The following is a 17442-nucleotide window of genomic DNA, read 5'->3' on the forward strand; positions in this document are numbered from 1 at the left end:
ATCCTGCTGCAAAGCTCTCCGATCGTGGGGCTTGGTCTTTGCCACAATTTGTTCCACCTTTATACTCATGAGACGTGTTCGCGGCGCACAACCTAGGCTGGGGTGAATGTCGGGAGCATAGATTGCAAATGACGATGGAGACCAATTTAATGCAGACGATTGCGCTTGTAGACGACGACCGTAATATCCTGACATCGGTGTCGATCGCGCTCGAAGCGGAAGGCTATAAGGTCGAAACGTATACCGACGGCGCCTCCGCCCTTGACGGGCTAATTGCACGCCCGCCGCAGCTGGCGATCTTCGATATCAAGATGCCGCGCATGGACGGCATGGAACTGTTGCGTCGCCTTCGGCAGAAGTCGGACCTTCCCGTCATCTTCCTCACCTCCAAGGATGAGGAAATCGACGAGCTGTTCGGCCTGAAGATGGGCGCCGACGATTTCATCACCAAGCCTTTTTCGCAGCGCCTTCTGGTGGAGCGCGTCAAGGCGATCCTGCGCCGCGCCAGCAGCCGTGAAGCAGCGGCGACCGGCGCAAGCCCCATGAAGATCGCTGCCGATCAGGCCGCCAGAACGCTGGAACGCGGACAGCTTGCCATGGACCAGGAACGCCACACCTGCACCTGGAAGGGCGAGCCGGTGACACTGACCGTCACCGAATTCCTGATCCTGCACTCGCTGGCACAGCGCCCAGGCGTCGTCAAAAGCCGCGATGCGCTGATGGATGCCGCCTATGACGAGCAGGTCTATGTCGACGACCGCACCATCGACAGCCACATCAAGCGCCTGCGCAAGAAGTTCAAGCTGGTCGACAACGACTTCGACATGATTGAAACGCTTTACGGTGTGGGCTATCGCTTCCGCGAAGCGGCGTGAGGCCGAGAAATGACGCCGCGTAAGCGGGGCTGAGGAACGTACGTGCTGAACAAAACGCAGGATAGCGCATCGGACACATCCGATGCCGACGATCGTGAGAGCGGTCGGCGGCACCGGATTCATCCGCTGACGATCGTCCGGCGTATCTTCGGCAATGCCGTCTTTTCCAGCCTGACGCGCCGTATTCTCTTCTTCAACGTCGCGGCGACGGTGGTTCTGGTCGGTGGTATTCTCTACCTCAACCAGTTTCGCGAAGGCCTGATCGATGCGCGCGTCGAAAGCCTGCTGACGCAGGGCGAAATCATCGCCGGTGCGATCTCCGCCTCGGCTTCGGTCGATACCAATTCGATCACCATCAATCCGGAAAAGCTGCTGGAGTTGCAAGCGGGTCAGAGCATCACGCCGGTACCGAATGATGAGGACCTGAGCTTCCCGATCAATCCGGAGCGTGTCGCCCCGGTCCTTCGCCGCCTGATTTCCCCGACCCGCACCCGAGCCCGTCTCTTCGATGCGGATGCGAACCTGCTTCTCGATTCCCGGCATCTCTATTCACGCGGGCAAGTTCTGCGCTACGACCTGCCGCCGGTGACCCCTGAAACCCAGACCTGGGGCGAATGGTTTGCCAGCCTGTTCAACCGCATGCTGCAGCCAAGCAGCCTGCCGCTTTATAAGGAAACGCCGGGCGGCGACGGATCGATCTACCCGGAAGTGATGAATGCGCTGACGGGTGTTCGCGGGGCGGTCGTGCGCGTCACGGAAAAGGGTGAGCTGATCGTTTCGGTGGCCGTTCCGGTGCAACGCTTCCGCGCGGTGCTTGGCGTTCTGCTGCTATCGACACAGGCCGGCGATATCGACAAAATCGTCCATGCGGAACGTCTGGCGATCATGCGCGTCTTCGGCATTGCGACGCTGGTCAATATCGTTCTGTCGCTGCTTCTTTCCTCCACCATTGCCACACCGCTTCGCCGTCTCTCGGCTGCCGCGATCCGCGTGCGCCGTGGCGCCAAGGCGCGTGAGGAAATTCCGGACTTCTCCGCGCGTCAGGACGAGATCGGCAACCTCTCAATTGCACTTCGCGAAATGACCAACGCCCTTTACGACCGGATCGACGCGATCGAGAGCTTTGCGGCCGATGTCAGCCACGAGTTGAAGAACCCGTTGACCTCGCTGCGCAGCGCGGTGGAAACGCTGCCGCGTGCCAAGACGGAAGAATCAAAGCAGCGCCTTACCGAAATCATCTTCCACGATGTTCGCCGTCTCGATCGCCTGATCAGCGACATTTCCGATGCTTCGCGTCTCGACGCGGAACTGGCGCGCGCCGATTCCTCGCCCGTCGATCTTGAGGTCTTGCTGAATGGTCTTGTCGAAATCTCGCGACAGATTTCCAGCAAGAAGAAGACGGTCACGATCGATTATGTGGCCGACCACAAGCCTGGCGTAAAGACCAGCTATGTCGTTAACGGCCACGATCTCCGGCTTGGCCAGATCGTCACCAACCTGATCGAAAACGCCCGCTCCTTCGTTTCGCAGGATGGCGGGCGCATCTTCGTGCACCTGCTGCGGCACAAGGATCGCTGCCTGGTCCGCGTCGAGGACAATGGTCCCGGCATCCAGGCTGAAGATATCGACCGTATTTTTGAGCGCTTCTACACCGACCGCCCGGCCAGCGAAGGTTTCGGCCAGAATTCCGGTCTTGGCCTCTCGATCAGCCGCCAGATTGCCGAGGCGCATGGCGGTACGCTGAAGGCGGAAAACATCATCGACAAATATGGTGTGATCTCCGGCGCCCGCTTCACCCTGTCGCTTCCTGCCGCCCCGACGCATGAGCGCTGACCGCATCAACTACCATGCAACTGCAATCGTCATTGACGAAACGGGCATGTTGTTCGTTGGGCCCTCCGGCAGCGGCAAAAGCGAGCTTGCCTTCAGCTTCCTGACAGAAGCACAGCGTTGCGGCTTGCCGGCGGCGCTCGTGGCGGACGATCAGGTTCTGATGTCGTCTCAAGATGGACGCGTTCTTGTCGAACGGCCGGAGAGCATCGCCGGGCTTCTGGAACTGCGCGGCAGCGGCATCGTCGAACTTCAGAGCATCAAATCGGCAACGATCGACTATGCCGTAACGCCTGTTGCACACCCGCAGTCCCCTCGCCTCCCGCCGAAGAATGAATGGCTGGATTTGCCGACCGGCAACAGGCTACCGCTCATCCGGATTCCGCTTTCCAGCATCACGCCCTATGGAAAATTTGCTGCACTTGCTCAAAATCTGTTCAAAGCCAAGGGAAAGTGAACAAAAATCCCCTGTTTGGGGGCTTGCGCTTCCCATTTTCCTCATCAAGATGTCGTCCCACCGATGGACAGGTTTGCGGCATTGCGATAGGGCGGCACACCAGACGCAAGTCCAGGTGGCAAAGTGCGTGTGTAAGGGAGCATTTCATGATCGGACTAGTGCTTGTCACTCATGGCAAGCTGGCTGAGGAATTTCGTCACGCGGTAGAGCATGTGGTCGGTCCTCAGAAGTTGATCGAGACCGTATCGATTGGTCCCGAGGACGACATGGATCAGCGTCGGCAGGATATCATCGATGCCGTGACACGCGCCAATGACGGCAATGGCGTCATCATCCTCACAGACATGTTTGGCGGAACGCCGTCCAACCTCGCCATCTCGGTGATGAGCAGCGGCACCGTTGAAGTGATTGCCGGCGTCAATCTACCCATGTTGATCAAGCTTGCCGGTATTCGCAGCGAAGACAACATGGACAAGGCTCTGCAGGAGTCTTCCGATGCCGGTCGCAAATATATCAACGTCGCCAGCCGCGTTCTCAGCGGCAAATAAGAAGAACACGCATCATGTCCTCACTGTCGAAGGAACTGCTGATCGTCAACAAGCGCGGCCTGCACGCGCGCGCCTCTGCAAAATTCGTGCAGATGGTGGAAAAGTTCGACGCAGCCATCAGCGTTTCGAAGGACGGTATGACGGTCGGCGGCACCTCGATCATGGGTCTGATGATGCTGGCGGCAAGCCCCGGATGCACGGTTTTTGTCGAAGCAAGCGGCAATCAGGCGGAAGAAGCGCTTGCAGCACTCGAGGCGCTGGTTGCGGATCGGTTCGGCGAAGAACTTTGATAACCATCATATAAAGACATAAAGACTTCTTTATATGATTATTGCCAGATCGGCGATTGCCTGTTAGAACCGCAGCCTGAATTGCAAGGCAGCGGCACGGGTCCCTGCCATTTTTGAGCAGGAGATCTTTATGAGCGCTGACAAAGACTACATCGTCGCGGATATCAACCTTGCCGACTACGGCCGCAAGGAACTGGACATTGCCGAAACCGAAATGCCGGGCCTGATGGCCTGCCGCAGCGAATTCGGTCAGAGCAAGCCGCTGAAGGGCGCTCGTATCTCCGGTTCGCTCCACATGACGATCCAGACAGCCGTTCTGATCGAAACCCTGAAGGAACTCGGCGCCGACATCCGTTGGGCGTCCTGCAACATCTTCTCGACGCAGGATCACGCTGCTGCAGCCATCGCGGCCGCCGGCATTCCGGTCTTCGCCGTCAAGGGTGAGAGCCTGACCGAATATTGGGAATATACCGACAAGATCTTCCAGTGGACCGATGGTGGTCTCTCCAACATGATCCTGGATGACGGTGGCGACGCCACCATGTACATCCTGCTCGGTGCACGCGCCGAAGCTGGCGAAGACGTTCTGTCGAACCCAGGCTCGGAAGAAGAAGAAATTCTTGTCGCACAGATCAAGAAGCGCCTTCAGGCTTCGCCAGGCTGGTTCACCAAGCAGCGTGACGCGATCAAGGGCGTGACCGAAGAAACCACGACAGGCGTTCATCGTCTCTATGACCTCAGCAAGAAGGGTCTTCTCCCCTTCCCGGCAATCAACGTCAATGACAGCGTCACCAAGTCGAAGTTCGACAACAAGTATGGCTGCAAGGAATCGCTGGTTGACGGTATCCGTCGCGCCACCGACGTGATGATGGCCGGCAAGGTTGCCGTCGTCTGCGGCTACGGCGATGTCGGCAAGGGTTCTGCTGCTTCGCTTCAGGGCGCTGGCGCCCGCGTCAAGGTCACCGAAATCGATCCGATCTGCGCGCTTCAGGCCGCCATGGACGGTTTCGAAGTCGTTCGCCTCGAAGACGTCGTGTCTTCGGCAGACATCTTCATCACCACCACCGGCAACAAGGACGTCATCCGCATCGAGCATATGCGCGAGATGAAGGACATGGCGATCGTCGGCAATATCGGTCACTTCGACAACGAAATTCAGGTCGCTTCGCTGAAGAACCTGAAGTGGACCAACATCAAGCCGCAGGTCGACATGATCGAGTTCGCCAAGGGCAACCGCATGATCCTTCTGTCGGAAGGCCGCCTGCTGAACCTCGGCAATGCGACCGGTCACCCTTCCTTCGTCATGTCGGCCTCGTTCACCAACCAGGTGCTCGGCCAGATTGAACTCTTCACCAAGCAGGGCGAGTACAAGAACGACGTTTACGTGCTGCCGAAGCACCTCGATGAAAAGGTCGCGCGCCTTCACCTTGAGAAGCTCGGCGTAAAGCTGACCGAACTTTCCGACACGCAGGCAGATTATATCGGCGTCTCGAAGACGGGTCCGTTCAAGGCAGAACACTACAGATATTGATTTCATAGTTAATATCAACATCAAATACACCACATCTAGGCATCGCGGACTTGACAAAGTCCGCGATTTCTTTTTAGGCGCCGCCCTTCCCGGAAATTTGCTGAGACGGTATTGTCTGAAGACTTGATTCGTGTGGGCGGATGCCCGTGCGAAAATGGGATGTCTTGTCGAAGATGCGGCACATAGGACGGAGACAGACCGGGGATGTCGGTAAAAAAAGCGAACTCGCGCCAGCGGGCGAAAAAGAACGTGGAGACGGGCAGCGACGAGGCGCCCGTTCTTGAACGATTGCGCGGCTCTCTGACCACCATGGCAGGCGCCCTGCGCCGAAAGTTCTGCGCGGTCTCCGCGTTGATGGCTGGAACGACACTCAGCGGCTTTGCCACCGTTGCCGAGGCTCAGGATGGTGCGCTCCTCCAACGAAGTGCACGCCTGTTCTCGTCCAGCGAGACCATCGCCTATTCGATCTTCATCGGCGTCGTCTCCGCGACCCTGTTTTCCATCGTCTGGCTGGTGCGCCAGCGCGGGAACATCGAAGCCGAGGTCAATGAATACCGCACGGCGCTGTCCGAAGCGCAGAACAAGATTTCCAAATACGAGGCGCTGATTTCCGACAAGTCGCGCCGGATCGTCATCTGGGAAGATACCGGCGAACGTCCTGAATTCGTCGGACAGTTGCCGCCCGAAACCGGCGTGCCGGCTGCCGATTCCGACTTTCTGGCCTTTGGCCGCTGGCTGCGCCCTACGTCGGCAGCACCGCTGGAGAAGGCAATCGAGCTGCTGCGCAGCCGGGCGCAGAGTTTCGATCTGACGATCGAAACGCAGCGCGGAGAAGTCATCGAGGTTCAGGGACGCGTGTCCGGCGGTAAGGCATTCGCCCGTTTCATTGCCTTGAACAATATGCGTGCCGAATTGGCGGAGTTGAGAGTGGAGCGCGAGCGCCTGCTTTCCTCCATGTCCACCTTCCAGGAGCTTCTCGATTCGATCGAGCAGCCAGCCTGGCGCCGAAACAACGAAGGCGCGCTCATCTGGGTGAATCATGCCTATGCGATTGCCGTCGATGCGACGACGCCGCAGCAGGCCGTCAACGAACAGCGCGAATTGCTGAACACGGTGACACGGCAGAAGATCCGGGCCACGGCCACGCCGGAATCGCCCTATCATGACCGGATCTCCACAGTGGTTTCCGGCAACCGCACCTTCTTCGATGTGGTCGATATCAAGACGCCAAATGGCTCTGCCGGCATCGCGATCGACGCGTCCGATGCTGAAACCATCCGTGAAGAGTTGAAACGCACGCTCAAAAGCCACGCGGAGACGCTCGATCATCTGGGAACGCCCGTCGCCATCTTCGACGGCGAGCAGCGCCTGCAGTTCTACAATCAGGCCTTCGCCCGCCTATGGGGCCTCGACCTTGTCTTCCTGGAATCGAAGCCCGGCAATTCCGAGCTTCTCGATCGTCTGCGCAGTGCCGGAAAGCTGCCGGAGCAACTCAGTTGGAAGAGCTGGAAAGAGACGGCACTCTCCGTCTATCGCGCGCTGGATACCAAGACCGATCTCTGGCACCTGCCGAACGGGCAGACGCTGCGTGTGATTGCCACCGCGCATCCGCAAGGCGGCGCGACCTGGGTGTTCGAGAACCTGACCGAACAGGTCGATCTTCAGATGCGTTACAACACGCTGGTCAAGGTTCAGGGCGAGACCATCGATCACCTGGCAGAAGGCGTTGCCGTGTTCGGCGCCGACGGTCGTATTCGCTTGTCGAACCCGGCGTTCCGCGCGCTCTGGGCGATCACGGCGGAAGAGGCCGAAGCCGGCAAGCACATTCGCTCCATCGAAGCGGTCTGCGCGCAATCCTACGAGAAGCCGGATGGCTGGCGTGCTTTTGCGCAATTCATCACCAGTTTCGACGACGAGCGTCCTTCCAAGCAAGGAACGCTGGAACTTCTTTCCGGTCTCGTGCTCGATTATGCCGTCATCCCACTGCCCGACGCGCAGACCATGCTGACCTTCGTCAACATGACCGACAGTGTGCGCGCCGAACGGGCGCTCAAGGAAAAGAACGAGGCGCTGCGCAAGGCAGACGAACTGAAGAACGACTTCGTCCAGCACGTGTCTTACGAACTGCGTTCGCCGCTCACCAATATCATCGGCTTTACCGATCTTCTGAAGACGCCCGGTATGGGCGAACTGAACGATCGTCAGGCCGAGTATCTCGACCATATTTCGACCTCGTCGTCGGTGCTGCTGACGATCGTCAACGACATTCTCGATCTGGCAACCGTCGATGCCGGCATCATGCATCTGAATTACGCCGAGAACGATCTGAATGAGCTTCTCGACGATGTGGCGGTGCAGATCACCGATCGTCTGCAGGAAAGCGGCGTTTCGCTCGAGATCGTTGCGCCTGCGCATCTTGGTTCCATCGTTGCCGATCACCAGCGGCTGAAGCAGATCCTGCTGAAGCTTCTGACCAATGCGGTCAACTTCTCGCCGGAAGGTTCGGCGATCCGCCTGACCTGCCAGAGAAGCGAAGGCGATTTCGTCTTTTCGGTTGCAGATCAAGGCCCCGGCATTCCCGAAGACATGCTGAAGACGGTCTTCGACCGCTTCTCCACACGCGGCCAGGGCGGTCGACGCACGGGCGCTGGCCTCGGCCTCTCCATCGTTGAGAGCTTCGTCAGCCTGCATCAGGGCACCGTTACGCTCGACAGCCGCCCCGGTGAAGGCACGGTAGTGACCTGCCGCATTCCTTCGCATGACCAGCCGCAGTCCATTGCTGCCGAATGAGTGACGAGACGCTTTCCCTCTCGCTCTTCCTTGCAAATGAGGCCGAGACGATCCGGCTTGGCGAGGAGTTGGCACTTGCCGTCAAGCCGGGCGATGCCATTGCGCTGGTGGGCGATCTTGGGGCTGGGAAATCGACCCTGGCGCGGGCTTTGATCCGGGCAATCGCCGACGATGCCGAGCTCGAAGTACCGAGCCCGACATTTACCATCGTCCAATCCTACGCGCTTCGCTTTCCCGTCGCGCATCTCGATCTTTATCGTCTCTCCGACGTGTCGGAGCTGGATGAACTCGGGATCGACGAGATGCTGTCCGACGGCGTGTGCCTGATCGAGTGGCCGGAGATGGCAAGCGAGGTGCTGCCTAAAGCATCGACCATCCTGTTGCGCCTCACACAAGAGGGAGACGGTCGGCGTGCTGTGATCGAGGCATCCCGGCGTCACCTAGAGCGGCTTGAACGGGTTTTCGCCATTCGCCGCTTTCTGGAGCGGAATGGTAAGACAGGCGCGATTCGGCGCTATTTCAGTGGTGATGCTGCCTATCGCACCTATGAGCTGGTGCGCGATGACGACAGCCAATATCTGTTGATGGACTGGCAGCCACAGCCGCCCGGCCCCGCTCTTCACAATGGCAAATCCTATTCGGAGATCGTGCACCTTGCACGTACCGTCGAGCCGTTCGTTGCTCTTGATCTCCATCTCCGAAGCGAAGGCTTTGCGCTGCCGGAAATCCTGGCGCGCGACATGGATGAAGGCATCCTACTTTTGAGCGATATGGGACGCGCAGGCGTTCTGGATGCCAATAGGGCGCCCATTGAGGAGCGCTATATCGAGAGTGCTGCCTGTCTGGCGGCGCTGCACGAAAAGCCGATGCCCGCAACGATCGGCCTGCCGGATGGTGGGCGCTATGAGATTCCGCGCTTCGATGCCGATGCAATGAAGGTCGAGACCTCGTTGCTGCTGGACTGGTATCTGCCGCACATGCATGACGGCAAGCCGACCGACGACGCCAAGCGGCAGGATTTTTTCGCCGTCTGGGATCAGTTGATCGCCAAGCTTGCCGATGTGGAAACCGGGCTTGTCTTGCGCGACTTCCACTCGCCGAACATCATCTGGCAGCAGGACAAACCAGCGCCGCAGCAGGTGGGCATCATCGACTTCCAGGATGCGATGATCGGCCCAACGGCCTATGATCTGGCGTCTTTGGTGCAGGATGCGCGGGTGACAATCCCGCCTGAACTGCAGGCGCGAATGATGGAGCGGTATTTCGATATCCGCCGAAAGAACCCTGCCTTCGATGAAGAGGTATTTCTCAAAGCCTTCGCCATCATGGCGGCACAACGCAATTGCAAGCTGGTCGGCGCCTGGGTTCGCCTTTTGAAGCGCGATGGCAAGCCGGGCTATATGAAGCATATGCCGCGCACCTTCACCTATATGCGCGCTGCGCTGGAACATCCCGACCTTGCGCCGCTGCGGGACTGGTTTGCGCGGGCGGGCATAGACCTCAACTCTCAGTAAAGCGTTTCCCATGACGATCAGACAAGCGATGGTTCTGGCAGCAGGTCTCGGCACTCGAATGCGCCCGATCACCGACACGATCCCCAAGCCGCTGGTCAAAATCGCTGGCAAGCCGATGATCGATTATGTGCTCGATCTTCTGGTGGCGGCGGGCGTCGAAACCGTGTCGATCAACGTCCATCATCATGCGGATCAGATGATCGCGCATCTTGAAGGCCGCAAGGATCTTGAGGTCCTGATTTCCGATGAGCGGGCCGAGCTCTTGAATTCCGGTGGCGGTCTCGCCAAGGGTTTGAAGCTGCTGGCGCCAGGACCTGTGCTGGTGATGAATGCCGATCTGTTCTGGGTCGGGGAAACATCCGGCCGTCCCACCAATCTGCAGAAACTCGCGGAGGGTTTCGATCCTGCGCGCATGGATATGGCGATGCTTTGCGTCGATATGGACCGCACCACCGGACATAACGGCAAAAAGGATTTCAATTTTGCAGAGGATGGGCGCCTGACCCGGTATCAGGAGGGCGAGCCACGTCCGGTGGTTTACGCTGGCGCGATCGCCATGGATTCGCGCCTGCTTGAGGATGCACCGGCTGATGCCTTCAATCTCAACATCTATTTCGACCGCGCCATTGCGAAAAAACGGCTTTATGGCGTGATGCTCGACGGTCAATGGATTACCGTCGGCACACCGGATGCTATAGAGGATGCGGAGCGAACCATTGCTTCCGTTTAGAGCGCTGTGCGTCCCTCAGGACGCACAAAGGACGTTCTAACGCTTTGAATCGACGCATCGTGCTTTCCGAAAATCGATCCGGTTTTCGGGCGGATGTTGTCATCCTTGAGAAGGTCGAACCATTGGCGCATGCCAAACGCATCCTGACCATTGCGCCGGGAACACCCTTTCTAAAGACACTGGCGCAAAGCCTCTGTGCCGGGACGCTCGCGAGCGGCTTCTCGTACGACCCTGCCGATCCGCTATCGCTTGCGCGCGTGACGATCTACGTGCCGACGCGCCGTTCGGCCCGCGTGCTGCGTTCCGAATTTGTCGACCTTCTGGGTGGGCGGTCCGCCATTCTCCCGGTTATCCGCCCCCTTGGCGAAACGGATGACGATAGCGGCTATTTCGATATAGAGACGCCGGCCACCATCGATCTTGCACCACCGATTTCCAGCACGGCGCGGCTGGTGGAACTCGCGCGGCTGATCCTTGCCTGGCGAAACAGCTTGCCGGACGCAATCCGCGCCATCCATTCCGATTCACCCCTTGTCGCACCTGCCAGCCCGGCGGATGCGATCTGGCTTGCACGTGCCCTCTCCGAAGTCATCGATGCGATGGATACGGAAGACAAGGATTGGGAGGCGCTCTCCGAGCTGGATACGGCCGATCATGCGCAGTGGTGGCAGCTGACCGCGAAGTTTCTGGAGATCGCCAGTATTTATTGGCCCGCCCGCCTTGCCGAACTCAACCGGTCTTCCGCCGGCCGCCACCGCAACGCTATCCTTCGCGCAGAGGCGGACCGGCTGACGAAGATCGCGAGCACGGATCCGATCATCGTTGCAGGCTCCACCGGCTCCATTCCGGCTGCCGCCGATCTGATTGCTGCTGTCGCCTCTTTGCCGCACGGCACCGTCGTGCTTCCCGGTCTTGACCTCGATATGCCGGAAGATCAGTGGCAGGCGATCAATGAGGCACCGGATGACGCGGCAAGCCGCACCCATTCGCAATACGGGCTGTTCACCCTGTTGCAGAAGCTCGGCGTCTTGCGTCACGATGTAGAGCGGATCGGTGACCTTGATCGCGATCTGCAGGACCGGGCCGCCGTTTTTTCCACCGCACTTGCGCCTGTTCGGGCGACCGCGGAATGGAACGAGTGGCGCGCGGACAAGTCGCCGGCCTTCTTCGAAAGCGCCTTTTCCGCCGCCTCGATGATAGAGGCGGCCAATGAGCGCGAGGAGGCAACCGCAATTGCCATCGCGCTCAGGCTGGCGCTTGAAAAGCCCGGTCAGAATGGCCCATCGCAGGCAGCCCTCATCACGCCGGATCGCGGACTTGGCCGAAGGGTGGCAACCGAGCTTGCCCGCTTCGGCATCGAGGCGGACGATTCCGCAGGTACGCCGCTGTCTGCGACGCCGCAGGCAGGTCTTTTACAGCTGGCTATGGAAGCGATCCTGCGCCCAGGTGATCCGGTCGCGGTGATCTCCTTGTTGAAGCATCCGCTTTGCCGCTTTGGCTTGAGCGAACTACAGATGAAGAAGGCTGTTGCAGCGCTTGAGCTTCTGGCGTTGCGCGGCGGGCGCGAGGAAACGACACTTGGCAACCTCGATGCGCTTCTGGCGCATCAGATGACACTTCATGCGGGCGACCGCCATCCGCCACATTGGCGCACGGCGCTTTCCGATGATGCACCGCTCGCGGCCGAAGATCTGGCGAGACGGATTACAGCGGCGATCGAACCGCTGGAGCAGGCTTTCGTTCACCGCGATCCACTCCGCGGTCGCCTCACCTCCCGCCTGACGCTGGCGGAGTGGGCGGAGCGTTCCGGCCGCGTTATCGAAGCGATGTGTCTGGATGATGCGGGCGATCTGGCGAGCCTTTGGTCCGGCGAGGCGGGAGAAAAGCTGTCCAGTCTTTTTGCCGAACTGATGGAATGCGGCAGCGCGCTAGAGGCGGATGGTCCACAATGGATCGATATCGTCGCGGCCTTCATCGCGGGCGAATCGATCAAGCCACGGGCCATGCGCCACCCACGCGTCTTCATTTTCGGCGCTTTGGAAGCACGTCTGCAGAGCGTCGATACCGTCATTATCGGTGGTTTGAACGAAGGGGTGTGGCCGGGACAAACGGCCAACAACCCCTTCCTGTCGCGCAGCATGAAGACATCGATCGGGCTTGAGCCGCCGGAACGCCGCATCGGGCAGTTGGCGCATGATTTCGAGATGGCGAACGGCACGCGTCACATCATCTACAGCCGCGCACTGCGCCAGGGTTCGACGCCTGCCGTGGCTTCGCGCTGGCTGCAAAGACTGCTGGCACTGGGCGGGGAAGATTTTGCCGAGGAGCTGAAGCGACGTGGCGAATCCTACCGCCATTGGGCAATGATGCTGGATGACAGCGAGACGCAGGATCCAGCACGACGCCCTGCCCCAACCCCGCCTGCCGATCTCCAGCCGAAGAGCTATTCCTTCAGCGAAGTCGGACGGCTGCGCCGTGATCCCTATGCCATCTATGCGCGGCGCATTCTGAAGCTCGATCCGCTGGACGAGTTCAACCGCGATCCAGGCGCTGCCGACCGAGGGACGCTCTATCACCGCATCATCGAACTCTACTCCCGTGAGGAGCACGTTCCCGGCACGCCGGCGTCCGAAGACGCGATGATGCGTGTATTGAACGCATGTTTTGACGAAGAAAATCTGCCAGCACATATCGATATCGTCTGGCGACCGCGCTTCGTTGCGGTGGCGCGCGAGTTTCTCGCCTGGGAGAAAGATCGCCGTCCCGTGGTGCGCCGCTCTTATGTGGAGGCCCGCGCCGGACAGGAGATTCCAGAGGCGGGTATCCGGCTGACGGGCGTGGCCGACAGGATCGACATCAAGACCAATGGCAAGGCGGATATCGTCGATTACAAGACGGGGCTCTCCCCGACTGTGAAACAGGCCCGCTCCCTGCTCGATCCGCAACTGGCGCTGGAAGCGGCCGCCCTGATGCGTGGCGCGTTCCGAGACGCCGGGACGCCAACACCGGAGGATCTGATCTATGTGCGCCTGCGACCAGGAGAAAGGTTCACTGGGAGCGATATCGTCAACAACGAGAACGCAAAGGCCACGGCCAAGACCGTGCCTAAGAGCGCTGTAGAACTTGCGAACGATTCCATCGACCAATTGACGAAATTCATCAAGGCGCTGCGCGAGGGCAAGAACGGCTTCGTGTCGCGGCTGATCCCGGAAGAACAGCAATCCTATGGCGGCGAGTACGATCATCTGGCGCGCGTTTCCGAATGGTCCACCGCAGAACCGGGAGATGGCGATGGCGAATGATCTTTTCGAATACGCCGCCGAGCAGGCTCAAGATCACGGCCCGGAGCGCGACGAGCCAGGCGCCTGGATCGACTGGACAACACGCCAGCAGACCCGCGCCTCCGATCCGACTAGCTCGGCATGGGTGTCGGCCAATGCGGGTTCGGGCAAGACGCATGTCTTGACGCAGCGGGTGATCCGTCTGCTGCTGGCCGGTTGCCGTCCCTCGGCCATTCTGTGCCTGACCTATACAAAGGCGGCGGCCTCAGAAATGTCGAGCCGCGTCTTCGATCGCCTCGCGGATTGGGCCACTCTCTCCGACACCGCCTTGAAAGACCGTATCGCGACAATTGAAGGGCGTGTCCCGGACGCGATCAAGCTGAAGGAGGCACGCCGTCTGTTCGCCAAGGCGCTGGAAACGCCGGGCGGGCTGAAAATCCAGACGATCCATGCCTTCTGCGAAGCACTGCTGCACCAGTTTCCGCTGGAAGCAAATGTCGCCGGCCACTTCTCGGTTCTCGATGATCGTGCCGCCAGCAGTCTCCTGGCGGAAGCACGCCGCAGCCTGCTGACCGCCGTTTCGCTCGAGCAGGACACGCCGCTGGCTCAGGCGCTCGCCTATGTGCTCGATCTCGCGGACGAGACCGGGCTGGAAGCGCTGCTGAGCGCCATCGTTGCCAACCGCAATCCTCTGCGCGGCTTTCTCGAAGACGCCTCCCGCACCGGTGGAATCGACGCGGCGCTTCGACGCCACGCTCGCATCAGCGCCAATGAAACACTTGAGACGGCAGCGGCCGCCTATTGGCCACTCCCGGGTCTCTCCGGCCTGTCGCTCGACACCTATCTGACGCTGTCCGATGAGGTCGGGGGCGCACGGACGCACGAAGTGTCCTACGCGTTGCGGGAAGCGGCGCGAGAAAGCGATCCGTACAAGCGAATCGCCTTTCTCGAAAGCGCGTTGCTGACCCAGAAGGGCGAGCGGAAGTCCGATGCCTACGTCATCAACAAGGCGATGCAGACGGCAGCACCCAGTCTCCTAGACGATCTGACGCTGGCGCGCACCCACGTGGTTGCCTGCCGCGACCGGTATCGGACGCTGCGCATGCTGGAGGCGACCAGACATGCCTTGACCCTGGCAGACCGGCTGATCGGCGACTTCGAGGATTTGAAGAAGCAGCGCAGCCAGCTCGATTTCGAGGACCTGATCGAGCGCGCGGCCACGCTTCTCAACCGCGATACGGCGGGCGCCTGGGTGCATTACAAGCTGGACCAGGGTATCGACCATATTCTCGTCGATGAGGCGCAGGATACCAGCCCGGTGCAGTGGTCGATCATCCAGTCGCTGGCAGCAGATTTCTTCCATGGCGAGACCGCGCGCGCTGGTCAACGCACGCTGTTTGCCGTGGGTGACGAGAAGCAGTCGATCTATTCCTTTCAGGGAGCAAGGCCGGAGCGGTTTTCGCAGGAGCGTGAGGAAACGGCGCGGCGGGTGACTGCCGTCCAGCAGATCTTTCATCCCGTTCGTCTGCCGCTTTCCTTCCGTTCCACGGCGGATGTGCTGGCTGCAGTGGATCAGGTCTTCTCTTTGCCCGAGAATGCCGCAGGCCTCAGCGCCGACAACGAACCCGTCGAGCATCGCTCCAACCGCCTTAGTCAAGCTGGGACGGTAGAGGTATGGGACATGATCGCCGCTGAGCCGGTCGACGATGAAGAAGACTGGACGGCACCCTTCGATGCGTTGCGTGAAAGCGCCCCGCCCGCCATCGTCGCACGCCGGATCGCGGCGCGCATCGCAGCGATGATCGGCACGGAAACGGTGATCGAGAAAGGCGTCGAACGTTTTATCGAGGCTGGCGATATTCTGGTATTGGTGCGCAAGCGCCACGCCTTCGTCAACGCGCTGACGCGCGAGTTGAAGCAGCGAAAGAACATTCCCGTTGCCGGTGCCGACCGCTTGCGGCTGACCGACCACATCGCCATTCAGGATCTGCTGGCACTTGGCCGCTTCGTGCTTTTGCCGCAGGACGATCTGTCGCTTTCGGCATTGCTCAAAAGCCCGCTCTTCAATCATGATGAAGACGATATTTTCGACCTTGCAGCCAAGCGTCCGGAGAAGACAAGCGTCTGGGACTATCTCCAGCAGCGCGCGCAAGAAGATGGAAGCCGCTTTGCCGAGACGCTTGAAACCCTCTCGTCCCTGATTGCGCTCTCCCGTAGCGCGACGATTCACGATTTCTACGCGGCGGTGATGACCATCTATCAAGGTCGCAAGCGCTTTCTTGCACGCCTTGGCAACGAAGCGAGCGACGTTCTGGATGAGTTTTTGTCCTTCGCGCTCGATCACGAAAAGACCGGCCTTCCCGGCCTGCAATCCTTCATCTCCGTGCTGGAAACGGACGCCCCGGAGATCAAGCGCGAGCAGGACAAGGAGCGCGGCGAAGTCCGTATCATGACGGTTCACGCCTCCAAGGGTCTTGAGGCACCCGTGGTGTTTCTCGTCGATGGCGGCTCCAAGGCCTTCATTCCAAGCCATGTGCCGCGGTTGCGCTTTGTCGAAACCAAGGATGCCGCATTCCCCGTGTGGCTACCGGGAAAGAACTTCGATAACGCATTGATCGACCAGGACGATGGCCGCTTGAAGGACGCCGCAGAGCAGGAATATCGCCGTCTCCTCTATGTGGCCATGACGCGGGCTGCCGACCATCTGATCGTGTGTGGCTACCGCGGGCCGAAGGAAAATCCGGATTGCTGGCACCAGATGATCAAGCGGGCGCTGGTCGCGGATGAAGCGCGATGCGTTACTCATCAGTTCCAAGCAGGCGGCGAAGCCTGGGACGGTCTGTTGTGGCGGATGAATGCTCATGAGCCAAAAGCGATACCCCAGAGCGAGACCTCGTCGAGTGCTGCGCCAGAAGCATTTCCCGCCTCGCTGATGCAACCACTGCCACCGGTACCTGCCCTTCCCCGGCCGCTCAGCCCGTCCGGCGCGGGAACGATCATCGATGATGGTGCAGATGACCTGGTCGTGTCCTCCCCGCTCTTTACCAAACCGGAGATAGCTTCCGGCCTTGCACTGCAACGCGGACGTCTTGTGCACCGGATGCTGCAGACGCTGCCGGACTATCCCGAGGATCAGCGGGAAGATGCCGCTCGTCGCTATGCGGAGCGTGCTGCGCGCTACTGGTCGGAATTGGAACGCGAGAGATTGATCAGCACCACGCTCGCCGTTCTTTCCGAACCGGCCATCCAGCCCGCTTTCTCCGCCAATAGCCGGGCGGAGGTTTCGATCATGGGAACGTTGTGCGTGGGCAGGCAGGATTTTGCCGTTGCCGGCCGGATCGACCGCTTGGCGGTGAACGGGGAACGCGTCATTCTGGTGGATTACAAGACGAACCGGATACCTCCGGCCAATGAGAACACCATTCCCTTCGCCCATATCGCACAGCTTGCGATCTATCGCGAGATTCTGAAGCCGCTCTACCCGGACAAGGCTTTCACCTGCGCGCTCGTCTATACGGAGAACGCGTCCTTCGTGACGCTCACGGACGAAGCGCTGTTACAAGCCCTTGCCGCAATCTCGACAAAGTGAGATACCG

11 protein-coding genes are annotated in these 17442 nt (G+C 59.9%); all 11 read left to right on the forward strand.

Features of this window, described 5'->3' with window-relative positions; all coding sequences use genetic code 11:
- Positions 1-149: 149 nt before the first annotated feature.
- Positions 150-875 (forward strand): two-component system response regulator ChvI, encoded by a 726-nt coding sequence (gene chvI, locus ACTJKV_RS19300; protein ID WP_062444621.1) that lies wholly within the window; start codon positions 150-152, stop codon positions 873-875.
- A 42-nt stretch (positions 876-917) separates the two neighbouring features.
- Complete coding sequence (locus ACTJKV_RS19305) at positions 918-2708, forward strand: sensor histidine kinase (protein ID WP_062444619.1); 1791 nt, start codon at positions 918-920, stop codon at positions 2706-2708.
- Positions 2698-3162, forward strand: coding sequence for an HPr kinase/phosphorylase (locus ACTJKV_RS19310; protein WP_274103579.1), 465 nt, complete (start codon positions 2698-2700; stop codon positions 3160-3162). The genes ACTJKV_RS19305 and ACTJKV_RS19310 overlap by 11 nt, the downstream gene beginning before the upstream one ends.
- A 146-nt stretch (positions 3163-3308) precedes the next feature.
- On the forward strand, positions 3309-3710 hold the full coding sequence (locus ACTJKV_RS19315; protein WP_062424667.1) for a PTS sugar transporter subunit IIA: 402 nt from the start codon (positions 3309-3311) through the stop codon (positions 3708-3710).
- 14 nt (positions 3711-3724) lie between these two features.
- Positions 3725-4000, forward strand: a complete 276-nt coding sequence (locus ACTJKV_RS19320) for an HPr family phosphocarrier protein (protein ID WP_062424668.1) — start codon at positions 3725-3727, stop codon at positions 3998-4000.
- A 130-nt stretch (positions 4001-4130) separates the two neighbouring features.
- Positions 4131-5531, forward strand: a complete 1401-nt coding sequence (gene ahcY / locus ACTJKV_RS19325) for an adenosylhomocysteinase (RefSeq protein ID WP_112519304.1) — start codon at positions 4131-4133, stop codon at positions 5529-5531.
- Positions 5532-5840: 309 nt separating this feature from the next.
- The gene (locus ACTJKV_RS19330) at positions 5841-8321 is read left to right on the forward strand and encodes a sensor histidine kinase (RefSeq protein WP_274103630.1); all 2481 of its coding nucleotides are present in this window, start codon (positions 5841-5843) and stop codon (positions 8319-8321) included.
- On the forward strand, positions 8318-9835 hold the full coding sequence (tsaE, locus tag ACTJKV_RS19335; protein WP_274103575.1) for a tRNA (adenosine(37)-N6)-threonylcarbamoyltransferase complex ATPase subunit type 1 TsaE: 1518 nt from the start codon (positions 8318-8320) through the stop codon (positions 9833-9835). The genes ACTJKV_RS19330 and tsaE overlap by 4 nt, the downstream gene beginning before the upstream one ends.
- Positions 9836-9845: 10 nt before the next feature.
- On the forward strand, positions 9846-10565 hold the full coding sequence (locus tag ACTJKV_RS19340) for a nucleotidyltransferase family protein (protein WP_274103573.1): 720 nt from the start codon (positions 9846-9848) through the stop codon (positions 10563-10565).
- A 122-nt stretch (positions 10566-10687) separates the two neighbouring features.
- Positions 10688-13867: a double-strand break repair protein AddB gene (addB, locus tag ACTJKV_RS19345; protein WP_274103628.1), complete on the forward strand. Its 3180-nt coding sequence runs from the start codon at positions 10688-10690 to the stop codon at positions 13865-13867.
- Positions 13857-17435, forward strand: coding sequence for a double-strand break repair helicase AddA (gene addA / locus ACTJKV_RS19350; protein WP_274103571.1), 3579 nt, complete (start codon positions 13857-13859; stop codon positions 17433-17435). Before addB ends, addA begins: the two co-directional genes overlap by 11 nt.
- Positions 17436-17442: the final 7 nt, after the last annotated feature.

The sequence above is a fragment of the Agrobacterium sp. 22117 genome (assembly GCF_052045735.1).
GTDB lineage: Bacteria > Pseudomonadota > Alphaproteobacteria > Rhizobiales > Rhizobiaceae > Agrobacterium > Agrobacterium cavarae.

Coding starts and splice junctions, on each gene's coding strand:
- chvI (WP_062444621.1), top strand. CDS start 150: ATGCAGACGATTGCGCTTGTAGACGACGACCGTAATATCCTGACATCG.
- ACTJKV_RS19310 (WP_274103579.1), top strand. CDS start 2,698: ATGAGCGCTGACCGCATCAACTACCATGCAACTGCAATCGTCATTGAC.
- ACTJKV_RS19315 (WP_062424667.1), top strand. CDS start 3,309: ATGATCGGACTAGTGCTTGTCACTCATGGCAAGCTGGCTGAGGAATTT.
- ACTJKV_RS19320 (WP_062424668.1), top strand. CDS start 3,725: ATGTCCTCACTGTCGAAGGAACTGCTGATCGTCAACAAGCGCGGCCTG.
- ahcY (WP_112519304.1), top strand. CDS start 4,131: ATGAGCGCTGACAAAGACTACATCGTCGCGGATATCAACCTTGCCGAC.
- ACTJKV_RS19330 (WP_274103630.1), top strand. CDS start 5,841: ATGGCAGGCGCCCTGCGCCGAAAGTTCTGCGCGGTCTCCGCGTTGATG.
- tsaE (WP_274103575.1), top strand. CDS start 8,318: ATGAGTGACGAGACGCTTTCCCTCTCGCTCTTCCTTGCAAATGAGGCC.
- ACTJKV_RS19340 (WP_274103573.1), top strand. CDS start 9,846: ATGACGATCAGACAAGCGATGGTTCTGGCAGCAGGTCTCGGCACTCGA.
- addA (WP_274103571.1), top strand. CDS start 13,857: ATGGCGAATGATCTTTTCGAATACGCCGCCGAGCAGGCTCAAGATCAC.